The organism is Streptomyces sp. NPDC014991 (genome assembly GCF_043080665.1).
Classification (GTDB): Bacteria; Actinomycetota; Actinomycetes; order Streptomycetales; family Streptomycetaceae; genus Streptomyces.
Map to the genome: position 1 here is coordinate 134313 of NZ_JBIBVY010000006.1, position 15160 is coordinate 149472.

Consider the following 15160-nt stretch of genomic DNA (forward strand, 5'->3'; position numbering starts at 1 on the left):
AGCGATGCCCCCCAACACCACCGCCACCACGGGTGACAAGCCCGCCAAGTCCGGCAGGAAGAAGGGGCGCAAAGCCCGACTCGTCGTGCTCGTGCTGGTTCTGGCCGTCATCGGAGGCATCGCCTTTGGGGCGTACTGGTCGATCAGCACCGTCCGTGCCTCCTTCCCGCAGACCACGGGTTCGATCAGGCTCGACGGCCTGTCCGGGCCGGTCGACGTCAGGCGGGACGGCAACGGCATCCCGCAGGTCTACGCCTCCTCCGACGAGGACCTGTTCATGGCGCAGGGCTATGTCCAGGCGCAGGACCGGTTCTACGAGATGGACGTCCGCCGGCACATGACCTCCGGCCGCCTGTCGGAGATGTTCGGCAAGAGCCAGGTCGAGAACGACGAGTTCCTGCGCACCCTCGGCTGGCACCGGATCGCCCAGCGGGAGTACGACACCAAGCTGTCGCCCGACGCGAAGAAGTACCTCCGGGCCTACGCCGAGGGGGTCAACGCCTACCTCCAGGGCAAGGACGGCGCCGACCTCTCCCTGGAGTACGCGGCCCTGGGCCTCACCAACGACTACAAGCCGGAGAAGTGGACCCCGGTCGATTCCGTCGCGTGGCTGAAGGCGATGGCCTGGGACCTGCGCGGCAACATGCAGGACGAGATCGACCGGGCCCTGATGACGAGCCGCCTCGGCCCGCAGCAGATCCAGGAGCTGTACCCGCGGTACCCCTACGGCCGCCACAAGCCGATAGTGCAGGAAGGCCAGTACGACGAGCTGAGCAAGAGCTTCCGGCAGGGCGGCGCGACGGGCACCTCGCAGACCCCGGGCTCGGCAGGGACGACCGGTGCGACCGGCACCCCGGGCACGACCGGCACCACCGGTACGACCGGTACGGCAGGCACCTCCGGCACCACGGGTGCCACCGGCACCTCCGGCGGCTCGGCGGGCGCCTCCCAGGGCACGGCGGGCACGGCCGGCGGCTCCACCACCACGGGTGCGAGCGGTTCGGGTCTCACGAGCCAGCTGGGGGGCCTCTACAACGTCCTGGACAACGTCCCCGCGGCCGTCGGCGTGAACGGCCAGGGCATCGGTTCGAACTCCTGGGTCGTCGCCGGGAAGTACACCGTCAGCAAGAAGCCCCTCCTCGCCAACGACCCGCACCTGTCGGCGTCCCTGCCGTCCGTCTGGTACCAGATGGGCCTGCACTGCCGGACCGTGTCCGGCAAGTGCCAGTACGACGTCGCCGGCTACACCTTTGCCGGCATGCCCGGTGTGATCATCGGCCACAACGCGAAGATCGCCTGGGGCCTGACCAACTCCGGCGTCGACGTCACCGACCTGTACCTGGAGAAGGTGACCGCGAACGGCTACCTGTACGACGGCAAGGTCCGGCCCTTCAAGACCCGCGAGGAGACCATCCAGGTCGCCGGCGGCAAGTCCAAGACGATCGTCGTCCGGCAGACCCAGGACGGCATGCCGCTGCTGTCCGACCGTGCCGACGAACTCGTCCAGGTCGGCAGGAAGGCGGCCGTCAACACCGCCGCACCCGACCGCGGCGACGGCTACGGCATCGCCCTGCGGTGGACCGCGCTCGACGCGGGCACCACGATGGACGCGGTGTTCGCCCTTGACAAGGCGACGGACTGGAGCGGGTTCCGCTCGGCGGCGGCCCTGTTCGACGTGCCCTCGCAGAACCTGGTCTACGCCGACACGGACAACCACATCGGCTACACGCTGCCCGGGAAGATCCCCACGCGCTCCGCCGCGGACGACGGTTCCGTCCCGGCGCCCGGCTGGGAATCGAAGTACCGCTGGACCGGCTTCATCGAGCAGGACGAGCTGCCCCACGAGTACGACCCCGCGCGCGGCTACATCGTCACCGCCAACCAGGCCGTCGTCGGCAAGGACGCGTACCCGTACACGCTCACCGCCGACTGGGGCTACGGCACCCGCAGCCAGCGCATCACCGACCTGATCGAGTCCAAGATCAAGGACGGTGGCAAGATCTCCACCGAGGACATGCGGCAGATGCAGCTGGACAACAGCAGCGAGATCGCCAAGCTCCTGGTGCCCAAGCTGCTGAAGCTCGACCTGGACGACCCGGACGTCCGCGAGGCACAGAAGCTGCTGGAGGGCTGGGACTACACCCAGGACGCCGACTCCGCCGCGGCCGCCTACTTCAACTCCGTGTGGCGCAACATCCTCAAGCTCGCCTTCGGCAACAAGCTCCCCAAGGAGCTGCGCGTCAAGGGGCAGTGCCTGTGGGTCGACAAGATCGACAGCACCGGCCCGGTGGACGACGACACCAAGGTCCGCGAGTGCGGCCAGCGTGACGCCGACCAGGCGCAGCCGGACGGCGGCGACCGCTGGTTCGAGGTCGTGCGCACCCTGATGGACAAGCCGGACAGCGACTGGTGGAAGACGCCCAGGTCGGGCACCCGCCCCGGCGCGGCCGACCGCGACCAGCTCTTCGCGCGCGCGATGATCGACGCACGCTGGGAGCTGACCGCCAAGCTCGGCAAGGACATCGACACCTGGAGCTGGGGCCGGCTGCACCGCCTGTTCCTGAAGAACCAGACGCTCGGCACCGAGGGCCCCAAGGCCCTGCAGTACCTCCTCAACCGCGGCCCCTGGAAGCTCAGCGGCGGCGAGGCGGCGGTGAACGCGTCCGGCTGGAACGCCGCCGGCGGCTACAACGTCGTGTGGGTGCCGTCCATGCGGATGGTCGTCAACCTCGCCGACCTCGACAAGTCCAGGTGGATCAACCTGACGGGCGCCTCCGGGCACGCCTTCAGCGCGCACTACACGGACCAGACGGGCATGTGGGCCAAGGGCGAGCTGCTGCCCTGGTCGTTCTCGGACAAGGCGGTCGGCAGGAGCACGAGCGACACCCTCGTCCTCAAGCCGTGAGCCGCTGACGGCACACCACGGCAGAAAGGCCCTCCACGCGCGCGTGGAGGGCCTTTTCGCGTCCGCGGGACCCGCGGGACGCCGGCCGTGCGGGCGCCGGTCAGGCGGGCGCGAAACGGCGTACGCCGCCGGGCGTCACCGCCGCGTGCACCGGCTTGTCGTGCGCCTCGGCCGGGACGCGCGCGACCACCTCCGTGTCGTACAGCAGCACCACCAGCCGGGGGCGTGCGCCCGCTCGCTCGAGACGGGCCAGCACCCGGTCGTACGAGCCTCCGCCGCGCCCCAGGCGCATCCCGCGCCCGTCCACCGCGAGCCCCGGCAGCAGGACGACGTCCGCGCCCGTCACGGCGTCCGGGCCGAGACGCGCGCCGGACGGCTCGGACAGCGTCATCCTCCCGCCGTGCCGGACCCGGGCGAGGGCGTCCCGGCCGCTGTACTCGCCCCAGTCCAGGTCGTTGTCGGGCAGCAGCACGGGAAGCAGCACGCTCACCCCGCGGGCGCGCAGCGCGTCCAGCAGCGGGAGCGTGCCCGGTTCGCTGCCCACGGAGACGTACGCCGCCACCGTGCGCCCGCGCGCCAGCTCGGGCAGTTCCAGCGCGCGTTCCGCCAGCGCGCGGCCCGCCTCGCGGACGTCATCCGCCGTCAACCTGTTCCTCACCGCGAGGATCTCCCGCCGCAACACGGCCTTGTCAGGCTCGCCCGTACGTCCGCCGAGTTCCACTGGTCGTTCTCGCACCCTTCTCTTAATGCAGGCGATATAAGGGTCAACCAACCGGAGCCACAGATCTCCCACAAAGGCACCGGATATGGTTGCGGGCATGACTCAGTCCCACCCAAGGATCAGCAAGGCTGTCATCCCCGCGGCAGGCCTCGGCACCCGGTTCCTGCCGGCGACCAAGGCCACTCCCAAGGAGATGCTGCCGGTAGTGGACAAGCCGGCGATCCAGTATGTGGTCGAGGAGGCCGTGGCGGCGGGGCTCGACGACGTCCTCATGGTCACCGGGCGCAACAAGCGCCCCCTGGAGGACCACTTCGACCGCAACTACGAGCTGGAGTCGGCGCTCGGCAAGAAGGGCGACGCCGCACGGCTCGCGAAGGTGCAGGAGTCCAGCGACCTGGCCACCATGCACTACGTGCGCCAGGGCGACCCCCGGGGGCTCGGCCACGCCGTGCTGTGCGCCGCCCCGCACGTCGGCCACGAGCCGTTCGCCGTCCTCCTCGGTGACGACCTCATCGACCCGCGGGACCCGCTGCTCCAGCGCATGATCGAGGTCCAGGAACGGCACGGCGGCAGCGTGATCGCCCTCATGGAGGTCGCGCCCGAGCAGATGCACCTCTACGGCTGCGCGGCCGTGGAGGCCACCGCCGACGGCGACGTGGTCAAGGTGACCGGACTGGTCGAGAAGCCGGACCCGGCGGACGCCCCGTCGAACTACGCGGTCATCGGCCGCTACGTCCTCGACCCGCACATCTTCGGCATACTCCGCACCACCGAGCCGGGCCGCGGCGGCGAGATCCAGCTGACCGACGCCCTCCAGCAGCTCGCCCAGGACGAGAAGGCCGGCGGCCCGGTGCACGGGGTCGTCTTCAAGGGCCGCCGCTATGACACCGGCGACCGTGGCGACTACCTCCGTGCCATTGTCAGACTCGCATGCGAACGTGAGGACCTGGGCCCGGAGTTCCGGACCTGGCTCCGCAGTTACGTAGCCGAGGAGATGCAGCAGCCTTGAGCAGCGCCGCGACCCGCCCCGCCGGCCCGGACGACCTGTGGTCGGTGGACGAGCACCTGGAGGACATCCTCTCGACCGTCCGCCCCCTGGAACCCATCGAGCTGCAACTGCTCGACGCCCAGGGCTGTGTCCTGGTCGAGGACGTCACGGTGCCGGTGTCCCTGCCGCCGTTCGACAACAGCTCCATGGACGGGTACGCGGTGCGGGTCGCGGACGTCGCGGGCGCCGGCGAGGAGTTCCCGGCCGTACTGGAGGTCGTCGGGGACGTCGCGGCGGGCGTGGCCGACCCGGTCCGGGTCGGCCCCGGGCAGGCCGCGCGCATCATGACCGGCGCGCCGCTGCCGCCCGGCGCCGAGACCGTCGTCCCCGTCGAGTGGACCGACGGAGGGCTCGGCGAGGGACCGGTGAGCGGCATGCGGTCGCGCAGCCTGGCTCCCCAGGGCGCCGAGGGCCACGTGCGCGTGTACCGGCCCGCCGCGGCCCGCGCGCACGTGCGCGCCAGGGGCAGCGACGTGAAGGCCGGTGAACTGGCCCTGGAGGCCGGCACGGTCCTCGGTCCGCCGCAGCTCGCGCTGCTCGCCGCGATCGGCCGCGGCACGGTACGGGTGCGCCCGCGTCCGCGCGTGGTCGTCCTGTCCACCGGCAGCGAGCTCGTCCAGCCCGGTGAGGAACTGGGCCCGGGCCAGATCCACGACTCCAACAGCTTCGCCCTCACCGCCGCCGCGCGGGACGCGGGCGCCATCGCCTACCGGGTCGGGGCCGTCGCCGACGACGCCGAGACCCTTCGCGCCACCATCGAGGACCAGCTCATCCGCGCGGACCTGCTGGTGACCACGGGCGGGGTGAGCGTCGGCGCGTACGACGTCGTCAAGGAGGCGCTGTCGTACGCCGGTGACGCGGACGAGGCGGGCAGCGGTGTGGAGTTCCGCAGGCTCGCCATGCAGCCCGGCAAGCCCCAGGGCTTCGGCTCCATCGGCCCCGACCACATCCCGCTGCTGGCCCTGCCCGGCAACCCGGTGTCGTCGTACGTGTCCTTCGAGCTGTTCGTCCGCCCCGCCATCCGCACCCTGTCGGGCCTCACGGACATCCACCGGCCCCGCGCGCGGGCCGCGCTCGCGGCGGACGAGGCGCTGCGCTCGCCCCGGGGGCGCCGCCAGTTCCTGCGCGGCGTCCACGCCGGCGGGAAGGTCACCCCCGTGGGCGGCGCGGGCTCCCACCTGGTCGCGGCGCTCGCGCGGGCGAACGCGCTGATCGTCGTCCCCGAGGACGTGGAGTCGGTGGAGCCCGGCACCGAGGTGGAGGTCGTGCTCCTCGGTTGACGCACGCGCGCGTGCCCGTCCACAGGGCGATCCTCGTCCGCTGCGCGCTCCGGCTTGGCGGTAGCGTGTCGCGCACAGCAGGCCCGCGCACCGCACCGCACCGCGCCGGGCCCGGACCGGGAGCGCGACACCATGACTGTGCCTTCCCGGGGGGAGACCCCCGGACGCCCTGTGCAGGACCGACTGACGCACATCGACGAGGCGGGCGCGGCCCGCATGGTCGACGTGTCCGGGAAGGACGTGACCGCGCGCACCGCCCGCGCGAGCGGCCGGGTCCTCGTCTCACCGCGCGTGGTCGAGCTGCTGCGCGGTGAGGGGATGCCCAAGGGGGACGCCCTCGCCACCGCCCGCATCGCGGGGATCATGGGTGCCAAGCGCACCCCGGATCTCATCCCGCTGTGCCACCCGTTGTCGGTGTCCGGTGTGAGACTGGACCTGTCGGTCGCGGACGACGCCGTGGAGATCCGGGCCACCGTCAGGACGACGGACCGCACGGGCGTCGAGATGGAGGCCCTCACCGCGGTGACGGTCGCCGCGCTCACCGTGATCGACATGGTCAAGGCGGTCGACAAGGGAGCGGTCATCACGGACGTACGGGTGGACGAGAAGACGGGCGGCGCGTCGGGCGACTGGAGCCGGGCATGAGCGGCGGCGGCGCGCTGCCGGCGCCGTACGCCGCGCTGGTCGTCACCGCGTCCAACCGGGCCGCCGCCGGGGTCTACGAGGACAGGGGCGGCCCGCTGGTCGTGCGGGGTCTGCAGGGCTTCGGCTTCGCCGTGGACGGGCCGCGGGTGGTGCCCGACGGCGATCCGGTCGAGGCGGCGCTGCGGGCGGCCGTGGAGGCTGGCTACGACGTGGTCGTCACCACCGGCGGTACGGGCGTCTCGCCCACCGACCGCACCCCCGAGGCGACCCGCGCGGTCATCGACTACGAGGTGCCGGGCATCGCGGAGGCCATCCGCGCGTACGGGCGGGACAAGGTGCCGACCGCCGCGCTGTCCCGGGGACTGGCGGGGGTGGCCGGCGGAACGCTGATCGTCAACCTGCCCGGGTCCGCCGGAGGGGTGCGGGACGGCCTCGCCGTCCTGGAGCCCCTCCTCGTCCACGCCGTCGACCAGATCCGCGGCGGTGACCACCCCGGATCCGGTGGGGGTGCGAGCTGAACAGCCCCTCCTGGCCCGTCGTGCTGGCGGACGGCGAGGTCGTCCTCCGGCCGATAAAGCTGCGCGACCAGCGGGTCTGGCGCGAGGTGAACCGGCGCAACCGTGACTGGCTGCGCCCCTGGGAGGCGACCATCCCGCCGCCCGCGCCGAGCGGGCCGGTCGCGCACCGGCCGACCTACCGCCAGATGGTCCGGCATCTGCGGGCCGAGGCCGGCGCGGGCCGGATGCTGCCGTTCGTCATCGAGTACCAGGGGCGGCTCGTCGGACAGCTGACGGTCGCCGGGATCACCTGGGGATCGATGTGTTCCGGACACGTCGGTTACTGGGTGGACCAGGGGGTGGCCGGACGCGGAGTGATGCCGACGGCCGTCGCGCTCGCGGTGGACCACTGTTTCCGCACCGTCGGCCTGCACCGGGTCGAGGTCTGCATTCGCCCCGAGAACCGGCCGAGCCGCCGGGTCGTGGAGAAACTCGGATTCCGCGAGGAGGGGATCCGGCCGCGTTATCTGCACATCGACGGGGCCTGGCGCGACCACCTCGTCTTCGCGCTCACCGCGGAAGAGGTGCCCGACGGGCTGCTCGCGCGCTGGCACCGGGCGCGCTCGCGCGAGGCCCGGCGCGCCGAGGGCCCGGCCGGCGCCCCGGGGAATCCCGCCGAGCGCCCGAGAAATTGAATATGTGTTCGAAATTGATCGGGTGCTGACCGTTCGTAAGGCACATAATTCGCGCCTGCGCCGGTCCCCTGATCGCATCGGTCCCAAAAAATGCTGGAAATATCAGCCTGATCGTGCGACACACCGGCCCAATTGGCGGATGGCCTCACGCAAACCCCTCTACCGTGTGAGGCGTGAGCAGCAGCGGCCTCATCTACGCAGTCATTGTCGGGGCCTGGGCCGCCTACTTGGTGCCGATGTGGCTCCGTAGGCAGGACGAGCTGAACGAGGCCCGTCCGACGGAACGCTTCAGCACCGCCATCCGGCTGCTGTCCGGACGGGCGGGGATGGAGCGCCGGTACGCCAGGGACCTGCGGGCGCGCTCCGCCCAGGAGGGGGAGCCGGACGCCGGCGATCCGGACGCGGTCACCGACTCGGTGGACGTCCGGGCCTTCGCCATGCCTCCGACCCGCCGTCAGGCCACCCCTGACGCCGAGCCCGAGACACCCGGCACGGCCGGACCGGCCCACGACCAGGGTGCCGAACCGGCAGCCGGGCCGGGATCCGGCCACCCGCCCGGGGCCGCGTCCGTGCCCCAGCGTGAGCCGGCCGCACGGCGCGAGTCCTCGGCGCAGCAGGCGGCCGAGGCCCGCGCCCGGCGCTCGAAGGTACTCGCGCGCCGACGGCGCACCACCGTGATGCTCTTCCTCGCCTTCACGCTCGGCGCGATCGTCGCCGCCGTCGGCGGGCTCGCCTTCCTGTGGGTGCCCGCCGTGCCGGCCGTGGCGCTCAGCGGCTACATCGCCTACCTGCGGACGCAGGAGCTCCGCCGGTTCGCCTACCAGATGGACCGCCGGCATGCCGAGGCCGCCGCCCAGCGCCTGCGGGAGCGCCAGCCGCGCCGCCGGGCCCCGCTCGACGCGGGCCCCGGCGCGGACCAGCCGGAAGAGGGCCCCGACAGCGGAACGGAAACGGGCCTGTCCGCGCTCGCCGCGGACCGGCGTGCCCTCGTCGAGCAGACCGATCACGCCGAGTGGGTCGACCAGCAGCGGGAGCGGCAGCGGCGGCCCGGGCACGGGGACAGCTGGGACCCGGTGCCGGTGCCCCTGCCGACGTACGTCACCGCGCCGGTCGCTCCGCGCGCCACCTCCGACGTGGATCTGGGGGCGCCCGACACCTGGAGTTCGGCGCGGTCCAGCGCGGTCGCGCCGGAGCGCGAGGCGGACCACGTGCCCGAGGACGAAGCGGACGAGGCGGCCCCCGCGCCCGGGGAGAAGCCGGCGGCCGGCCGCAACGGCGCACGCCGGGCGGCCTCCGCACGCCGGGCACGTGAACGCGGCCGTACGCCCCTCTTCGACCAGTACGAAGAGGGCGGACGCCCGCGCGCGGCCAACGAGTGACCCCGCCCGCCCGCCCGCACCCTTCCCGGCCAGCCCTGACCAGTCAGGGAGCGGATTTCCGGGCACCGCGATCGGGATGCTAGAGTTTCACTCGTTGCAAGGGCCTGTGGCGCAGTCCGGTAGCGCACCTCGTTCGCATCGAGGGGGCCAGGGGTTCGAATCCCCTCAGGTCCACGCACAACTGTCCCCGAGTCAGCTCGGGACGGTGAACGAAGATCCCGCCGATCATCGCGATCGGTCGGGATCTTCGTCGTTCACGGGCATCCTGCGTGGCCAGGTCCGCGCCGCCGGGGAAGCGGTGGCGGGGCGGGACCCGGTGCGTCGGTTCAGAGCCGCTTGGCGTAGCAGCGGCTGTCCTCGTAGTGGCGGTAGTAGCCGAACTTCACGCACGGTTCGTAGCCGCTGGAGGTGTACAGGGCGATCGCCTCGGGCTGCTTCGTGCCCGTCTCCAGGACCATGCGGAGCCGGCCGGCCGCGCGGGCGTCCTCCTCCAGGTCCGCGAGGATGCGGCGGGCCAGGCCCCGGCCCCGCATGTCCTCGACGACGTACATGCGCTTGAGTTCGGCGTCGCCGTCCTCGTTGCCCTCCTCGTTGCGGTCCTGGCTGCGCCAGCCGCCGGTGGCCACGGGGCGGTCCTGCTCGTCGTACGCGATCAGGTACAGGCCCCGGGGCGGGTCGAAGTCGGCGGGGTCGAGGGCCGTGGCGTCGCCTCCGTCGCCGTAGCGCAGGTGGTACTCGGCCTGGACCTCGTCGTTGAGCTTGGTGGCGTCGGGGTGATCGAACCGAACGCGACGTATAATCATTCTGGATATCGTACTTCTATGCGGTGGCGGGCAGGGGTCCGGTCGTGCGGACCCCGACCAGTGTGCCGGTAGGGTGCCCGGGTGCTGACTGTGACCTCCGTGAACGTGAATGGACTGCGGGCCGCCGCGAAGAAGGGCTTCGTCGAGTGGCTCGCCGGGACCGAGGCGGACGTCGTCTGCCTCCAGGAGGTCCGCGCCGAGCCGCACCAGCTGCCCGAGGAGGTCCGCCGCCCCGACGGCTGGTACGTCACCCACGCCCCGGCCGCCGCCAAGGGCCGCGCGGGCGTCTCCCTCTACACGCGCCGCGAACCCGACCGGGTCCGGGTCGGCTTCGGCTCGGCCGAGTTCGACGGCGGAGGCCGCTACGTCGAGGCCGACCTGCCCGGCGTCACCGTCGCCTCCCTCTACCTGCCCTCCGGCGAGGCCGGCACCGAACGGCAGGACGAGAAGGTCCGCTTCATGGACGAGTTCCTCACCCACCTGAGAGACCTGCGCGAGCGGGCCGCCGCCGACGGGCGCGAGGTGCTGGTCTGCGGCGACTGGAACATCGCCCACCAGCAGGCCGACCTGAGGAACTGGCGCGGCAACACGAAGAACTCGGGCTTCCTGCCCGAGGAGCGGGCCTGGCTGGGCCGGGTCCTCGAACCGACGGACGGCGGCTACGCCGACGTCGTCCGCACCCTCCACCCCGACACCGAGGGCCCGTACACGTGGTGGTCGTACCGGGGGCGGGCTTTCGACAACGATGCGGGATGGCGCATCGACTACCACGTCGCCACGCCCGGGCTCGCCGGCCGGGCGGTCAAGGGTTTCGTCGAGCGCGCGGCCACGCATGCCGAGCGGTGGTCGGACCACGCGCCGGTCACCGTCGTGTACGACCTGTAGCGGACCTACGGGTGCCCCTGGCCGCCCTTGTCCATGCGGCGGTCCAGGGCCAGGGACAGTTCTGCCTCCACGACGCTGCGGGCCAGGGGGCGCAGACGGTGGAGGTCCTCCTCGGGGGCGTGGCGCAGGATCAGGTCGGTGAAGAGGGCGGCCAGGGTGTCGGCGTGTTCGCGGACGCGGGCGCCGGCCGCCAGGACCTCGGCGAGCGGTATGCCCTCGCGGACCAGCGCGGAGGAGACGTCGAGCAGGCGCCGGCTGATGTGGACGATCTCGTCGCCGTCGGTGCCGAGGTAGCCCAGTTCCATGGCGGCGGCGAGATTGTCGGGGGTGACCTCGCCCTCGAAGCGGGCGGCGAGTTCCTCGGGGGTGAGGCGGACCGGTTCCTCCTCGCTGGGCGTGCCGACGCCGAGCAGGTCGGCGACGTCCCGTCCGTGGTCGAAGGCCTCGGCCAGCTCCGCGATGCCGGTCAGGGTGTGGCCGCGCTCCAGCAGGGCCGCGATGGTGCGCAGCCGGGCCAGGTGGTGGTCGTCGTACCAGGCGATGCGGCCCTCGCGGCGGGGTGGCGGCAGCAGTTTGCGCTCGCGGTAGAAGCGCAGGGTGCGCACGGTGATGCCGGCCAGCCGGGCCAGTTCCTCCGTGCGGTACTCGCGCGGCGCCGGCGGGTGTGCCGCCCGGGGGTCGTCCTCGAAGTGCTCCGCGTCCTCTGCCACGACCGCAGCCTATGGCGTACCGCCGGTAACTTCCTTCCTCCGCCCCCTACCGCTCGGTACGGAGCTGCTCTACAGTCCCATTGCGCCAGTGTTCACTGGCAGAGTTCCTAGGTGATGCGTGGAGGCTTCGGGATGGCCGAGCACGAGCATGTACGGGTGGCGGTGATCGGGTCCGGCTTCGGCGGCCTCGGAGCCGCCGTGCGGCTGCGCCGCGAAGGGATCACCGACTTCGTCGTCCTGGAACGGGCCGACAGCGTCGGTGGCACCTGGCGGGACAACAGTTACCCCGGGTGCGCCTGCGACGTGCCCTCCCACCTGTACTCCTTCTCCTTCGCGCCGCACCCCGACTGGCCGCGCACCTTCTCCGGGCAGCAGCACATCCGCGCCTACCTGGAGCACGTCACCGACCTGTTCGGACTGCGTCCGCACCTGCGTCTGGGCTCCGAGGTCAAGCTGATGACCTGGGACGACGAGAAACTGCGGTGGACCGTCGAGACCACCCGCGGCACGCTGACCGCCGACGTCGTCGTCTCCGCCACCGGGCCCCTGTCCGACCCGAAGATCCCGCGGATCCCGGGACTGGAGTCCTTCCCGGGCAAGGTGTTCCACTCCGCCCGCTGGGACCACGACTACGACCTGCGCGGCAAGCGGGTCGCCATGGTCGGCACCGGCGCCTCCGCCATCCAGATCGTGCCCGCCATCCAGCCGCAGGTCGGCCGGCTCACCCTCTTCCAGCGCACCCCGCCGTGGGTGCTGCCCCGCGTCGACCGGGCCATCAGCGGCGCCGAGCGCTGGCTGCACCGGCGGCTGCCCCTCACCGCCCAGGTCCGGCGCGGGCTGCTGTGGGGCATCCGCGAGCTACAGGTCCAGGCGTTCACCAAGCGCCCCGACGAACTCGGCCTCGTCGAACAGCTCGCCAAGCGCAACATGGCCCGCGCCGTCAAGGACCCTGCTCTGCGCGCCAGGCTCACTCCCGACTACCGCATCGGCTGCAAACGGATCCTGCTCTCCAGCACGTACTATCCGGCGCTCGCCCGGCCCAACGTGGACGTCGTCGCCAGCGGGCTCAGCGAGGTCCGCGGGTCGACGGTCGTCGGGGCCGACGGCACCGAGGCCGAGGTCGACGCGATCATCTTCGGTACGGGCTTCCACGTCACGGACATGCCCATCGCCGAGCGCGTGGTCGGCGCCGACGGCAGCACGCTCGCCGAGTCCTGGAAGAGCGGCATGCGGGCGCTGCGCGGCGCCGCGGCGGCCGGGTTCCCGAACTTCATGACGGTCATCGGGCCCAACACCGGCCTCGGGAACTCCTCCATGATCCTGATGATCGAGTCCCAGCTGAACTACCTGGCCGACTACCTGCGCCAGCTCGAGGTCCTGGGCGACGGCGCCGCCCTCGACGCCCGGCCCGCCGCCGTCGACGCCTGGAACCACCGGGTGCAGGAGCGCATGAAGCGGACCGTGTGGAACACCGGCGGCTGCACCAGCTGGTACCAGGACGCGAGCGGCCGCAACACCACCATCTGGCCCGGTACGACGACCGAGTTCCGGCGCGCGACCCGGCGGGTGGACCTCGCGGAGTACGAGGTCGTCCGCGCCGCCGGACGGTCCGCGCCGGCGCACGCCGACGGGACCCGGCAGAGCGAGGCCGCCGCATGAGCCGGCGCACCCCCGTCACCTCCGTGACCTCCGGCCCGTACGCCCCGCCCGCCCCCTCCCGCACCCTCACCGTCACGTCCGCCGACGGCGCGCGTCTGCACGTCGAGGTGCACGGCCCGCAGGACGCGCCCCCGGTCGTCCTCTCCCACGGCTGGACCTGCTCGACGGCGTTCTGGGCGGCCCAGATACGGGACCTGGCGGCCGACCACCGGGTGATCGCCTACGACCAGAGGGGCCACGGGCGCAGTCCGTCGAGCCCCGCGTGCACCACCGACGCGCTGGCGGACGACCTCGAAGCGGTGCTCGCGCGGACACTCGCCCGCGGTGAGAAGGCTCTGGTCGTCGGCCACTCCATGGGCGGCATGACGGTGATGGCCGCCGCCGGGCGTCCCCGCTTCCGCGAACACGCCGCCGCCGTCCTGCTGTGCAGCACGGGGAGTTCGCGGCTGATCGCCGAGTCGCGCGTGGTGCCGATGCGCGCCGGACGGGTGCGTACCTGGATCACCGGGCGCGTCCTCGGCTCGCGGGCGCCCCTCGGACCGGTCACGCCCCTCGCCCTGCGCATCCTCAAGTACGCGACGATGGGCGCCGGTTCGGCCCGGCACATGGTGGAGGCGTGCGCGTACGTCGTGCACGGCTGTCCGCGGGCCGTGCGCCACGCCTGGTCCGGGGTGCTGGGCACGCTCGACCTCGACCACGGCGTACGGGAGTTGCGTGTGCCCGCAGCCGTCCTGCACGGCACGTCCGACCGGCTCACGCCCCCGGCGCACGCCCGGGCGCTGGTCGCCGCGCTGCCGCACTGCGTCGGCCTCACCGAGCTGCCCGGCATCGGCCACATGACCCCGATCGAGGCACCCGGGCCGGTGACCGGCCGTATCCGGGAACTGGTCGGCACGTACGTCACGGGGACCGACTCCCCGCAGTCTCCGGCAGGTTCCCCTGCCGCACCCGCGCAGCAGCTCAAGGAGGGCGCATGAGCAGGGTCAGCCTCGAAGGGCAGGTCGCGGTCGTCACGGGAGCGGCGCGCGGCGTCGGTGAGCTGCTGGCGCGCAAGCTGTCCGCGCGCGGGGCGAAGGTCGCGCTCGTCGGGCTGGAGGAGGAGATGCTCAAGGAGGTCTCCACGCGGCTGCACAGCGAGAGCGCCCACTGGTACGCCGATGTCACCGATCACGAGGCGATGAGCCGGGTCGCGCGGGAGGTGAAGGAACGCTTCGGGAAGGTCGACGTCGTGGTCGCCAACGCCGGTGTGGCGACCGGCGGTCCGTTCGCCGACTCCGATCCGCAGGCGTGGCGGCGGGTGATCGAGGTGAACCTGATCGGGTCGGCGGTGACCGCGCGGGCGTTCCTGCCGGTGCTGGCCGAGAGCCGCGGCTATCTGCTCCAGATCGCCTCGCTCGCCGCGATCACGCCGGCACCGATGATGTCGGCGTACTGCGCGTCCAAGTCGGGTGTGGAGGCGTACGCGCACAGTCTGCGCGCCGAGGTCGGCCACCAGGGCGTGCGCGTCGGGGTCGCCTACCTGTCCTGGACCGACACCGACATGGTGCGCGGCGCCGACCAGGACGACGTCATGCGGGAGCTGCGGCAGCGGCTGCCGTGGCCGTCGAACAAGACGTACCCGCTGGGTCCCGCGGTGGACCGGCTCGTCGCCGGGATCGAGCGGCGCTCGGCGCACGTGTACGGACAGTGGTGGCTGCGCGGCATGCAGGGCGTGCGCGGCTACCTCCCGGCGCTCATCGGGACGGTCGGACAGCGCGAGATGAAGCGGTTCGGACCCCGGCTCCAGGGCATGCGCTCAGGACTCGTCGGCGCAGGTGGGGCGGCCGACGAGACAGCGCGGACCACGCAGCGTAACTGATCGACATGCACACCGTGTTCGCCCGTGTGAATCTGGTCGAGGCCCCACCAAGGGGCCGATTCCCCACCCACTACG

Annotated in this window: 14 protein-coding genes and 1 tRNA gene; 12 read left to right on the plus strand and 3 right to left on the minus strand. The window is 72.4% G+C overall.

Annotation, left to right across the window (positions count from 1 at the left end; genetic code table 11):
* Positions 1-4: 4 nt before the first annotated feature.
* Positions 5-2905: a penicillin acylase family protein gene (locus ACF1BE_RS12595; protein WP_392198986.1), complete on the plus strand. Its 2901-nt coding sequence runs from the start codon at positions 5-7 to the stop codon at positions 2903-2905.
* Between the two features lie 100 nt (positions 2906-3005).
* On the opposite strand, the gene ACF1BE_RS12600 is transcribed toward ACF1BE_RS12595, so the two are convergent.
* Complete coding sequence (locus ACF1BE_RS12600) at positions 3006-3587, minus strand: 5-formyltetrahydrofolate cyclo-ligase (protein WP_392199137.1); 582 nt, start codon at positions 3585-3587, stop codon at positions 3006-3008.
* Between the two features lie 136 nt (positions 3588-3723).
* Here ACF1BE_RS12600 and galU point away from each other — a divergent pair, with 136 nt between their 5' ends.
* From galU to ACF1BE_RS12635, 7 genes are all read left to right on the plus strand, one after another.
* The gene (gene galU, locus ACF1BE_RS12605; RefSeq protein ID WP_392198987.1) at positions 3724-4635 is read left to right on the plus strand and encodes a UTP--glucose-1-phosphate uridylyltransferase GalU; all 912 of its coding nucleotides are present in this window, start codon (positions 3724-3726) and stop codon (positions 4633-4635) included.
* Positions 4632-5954 carry a gephyrin-like molybdotransferase Glp gene (gene glp, locus ACF1BE_RS12610; protein WP_392198988.1) on the plus strand — a complete coding sequence of 441 codons (1323 nt, stop codon included), beginning with the start codon at positions 4632-4634 and terminating at the stop codon, positions 5952-5954. The genes galU and glp overlap by 4 nt, the downstream gene beginning before the upstream one ends.
* Positions 5955-6086: 132 nt before the next feature.
* The gene (gene moaC, locus ACF1BE_RS12615; protein ID WP_392198989.1) at positions 6087-6599 is read left to right on the plus strand and encodes a cyclic pyranopterin monophosphate synthase MoaC; all 513 of its coding nucleotides are present in this window, start codon (positions 6087-6089) and stop codon (positions 6597-6599) included.
* Positions 6596-7117 carry a molybdenum cofactor biosynthesis protein B gene (locus ACF1BE_RS12620; RefSeq protein ID WP_392198990.1) on the plus strand — a complete coding sequence of 174 codons (522 nt, stop codon included), beginning with the start codon at positions 6596-6598 and terminating at the stop codon, positions 7115-7117. The genes moaC and ACF1BE_RS12620 overlap by 4 nt, the downstream gene beginning before the upstream one ends.
* A gap of 20 nt (positions 7118-7137) precedes the next feature.
* On the plus strand, positions 7138-7791 hold the full coding sequence (locus ACF1BE_RS12625) for a GNAT family N-acetyltransferase (protein WP_392198991.1): 654 nt from the start codon (positions 7138-7140) through the stop codon (positions 7789-7791).
* A gap of 173 nt (positions 7792-7964) precedes the next feature.
* Complete coding sequence (glpR, locus tag ACF1BE_RS12630; protein WP_392198992.1) at positions 7965-9170, plus strand: gephyrin-like molybdotransferase receptor GlpR; 1206 nt, start codon at positions 7965-7967, stop codon at positions 9168-9170.
* A 100-nt stretch (positions 9171-9270) separates the two neighbouring features.
* A tRNA-Ala gene (locus ACF1BE_RS12635) sits at positions 9271-9344 on the plus strand.
* Between the two features lie 152 nt (positions 9345-9496).
* On the opposite strand, the gene ACF1BE_RS12640 is transcribed toward ACF1BE_RS12635, so the two are convergent.
* Complete coding sequence (locus tag ACF1BE_RS12640; RefSeq protein ID WP_392198993.1) at positions 9497-9973, minus strand: GNAT family N-acetyltransferase; 477 nt, start codon at positions 9971-9973, stop codon at positions 9497-9499.
* Positions 9974-10054: 81 nt separating this feature from the next.
* Here ACF1BE_RS12640 and ACF1BE_RS12645 point away from each other — a divergent pair, with 81 nt between their 5' ends.
* Positions 10055-10858: an exodeoxyribonuclease III gene (locus ACF1BE_RS12645; protein WP_392198994.1), complete on the plus strand. Its 804-nt coding sequence runs from the start codon at positions 10055-10057 to the stop codon at positions 10856-10858.
* A gap of 5 nt (positions 10859-10863) precedes the next feature.
* Here ACF1BE_RS12645 and ACF1BE_RS12650 read toward each other — a convergent pair whose 3' ends face one another.
* Positions 10864-11568, minus strand: coding sequence for a MerR family transcriptional regulator (locus ACF1BE_RS12650; protein ID WP_392198995.1), 705 nt, complete (start codon positions 11566-11568; stop codon positions 10864-10866).
* A gap of 132 nt (positions 11569-11700) precedes the next feature.
* Here ACF1BE_RS12650 and ACF1BE_RS12655 point away from each other — a divergent pair, with 132 nt between their 5' ends.
* Genes ACF1BE_RS12655 through ACF1BE_RS12665 form a run of 3 tightly spaced genes read left to right on the plus strand, consistent with a single transcriptional unit; the run spans position 11701 to position 15085 of the window.
* Entirely contained in the window at positions 11701-13227 is a 1527-nt protein-coding gene (locus ACF1BE_RS12655) for a flavin-containing monooxygenase (protein WP_392198996.1), read from the plus strand.
* Complete coding sequence (locus ACF1BE_RS12660) at positions 13224-14204, plus strand: alpha/beta fold hydrolase (protein WP_392198997.1); 981 nt, start codon at positions 13224-13226, stop codon at positions 14202-14204. The genes ACF1BE_RS12655 and ACF1BE_RS12660 overlap by 4 nt, the downstream gene beginning before the upstream one ends.
* Positions 14201-15085: an SDR family oxidoreductase gene (locus ACF1BE_RS12665; protein WP_392198998.1), complete on the plus strand. Its 885-nt coding sequence runs from the start codon at positions 14201-14203 to the stop codon at positions 15083-15085. The genes ACF1BE_RS12660 and ACF1BE_RS12665 overlap by 4 nt, the downstream gene beginning before the upstream one ends.
* Positions 15086-15160 lie beyond the last annotated feature (75 nt).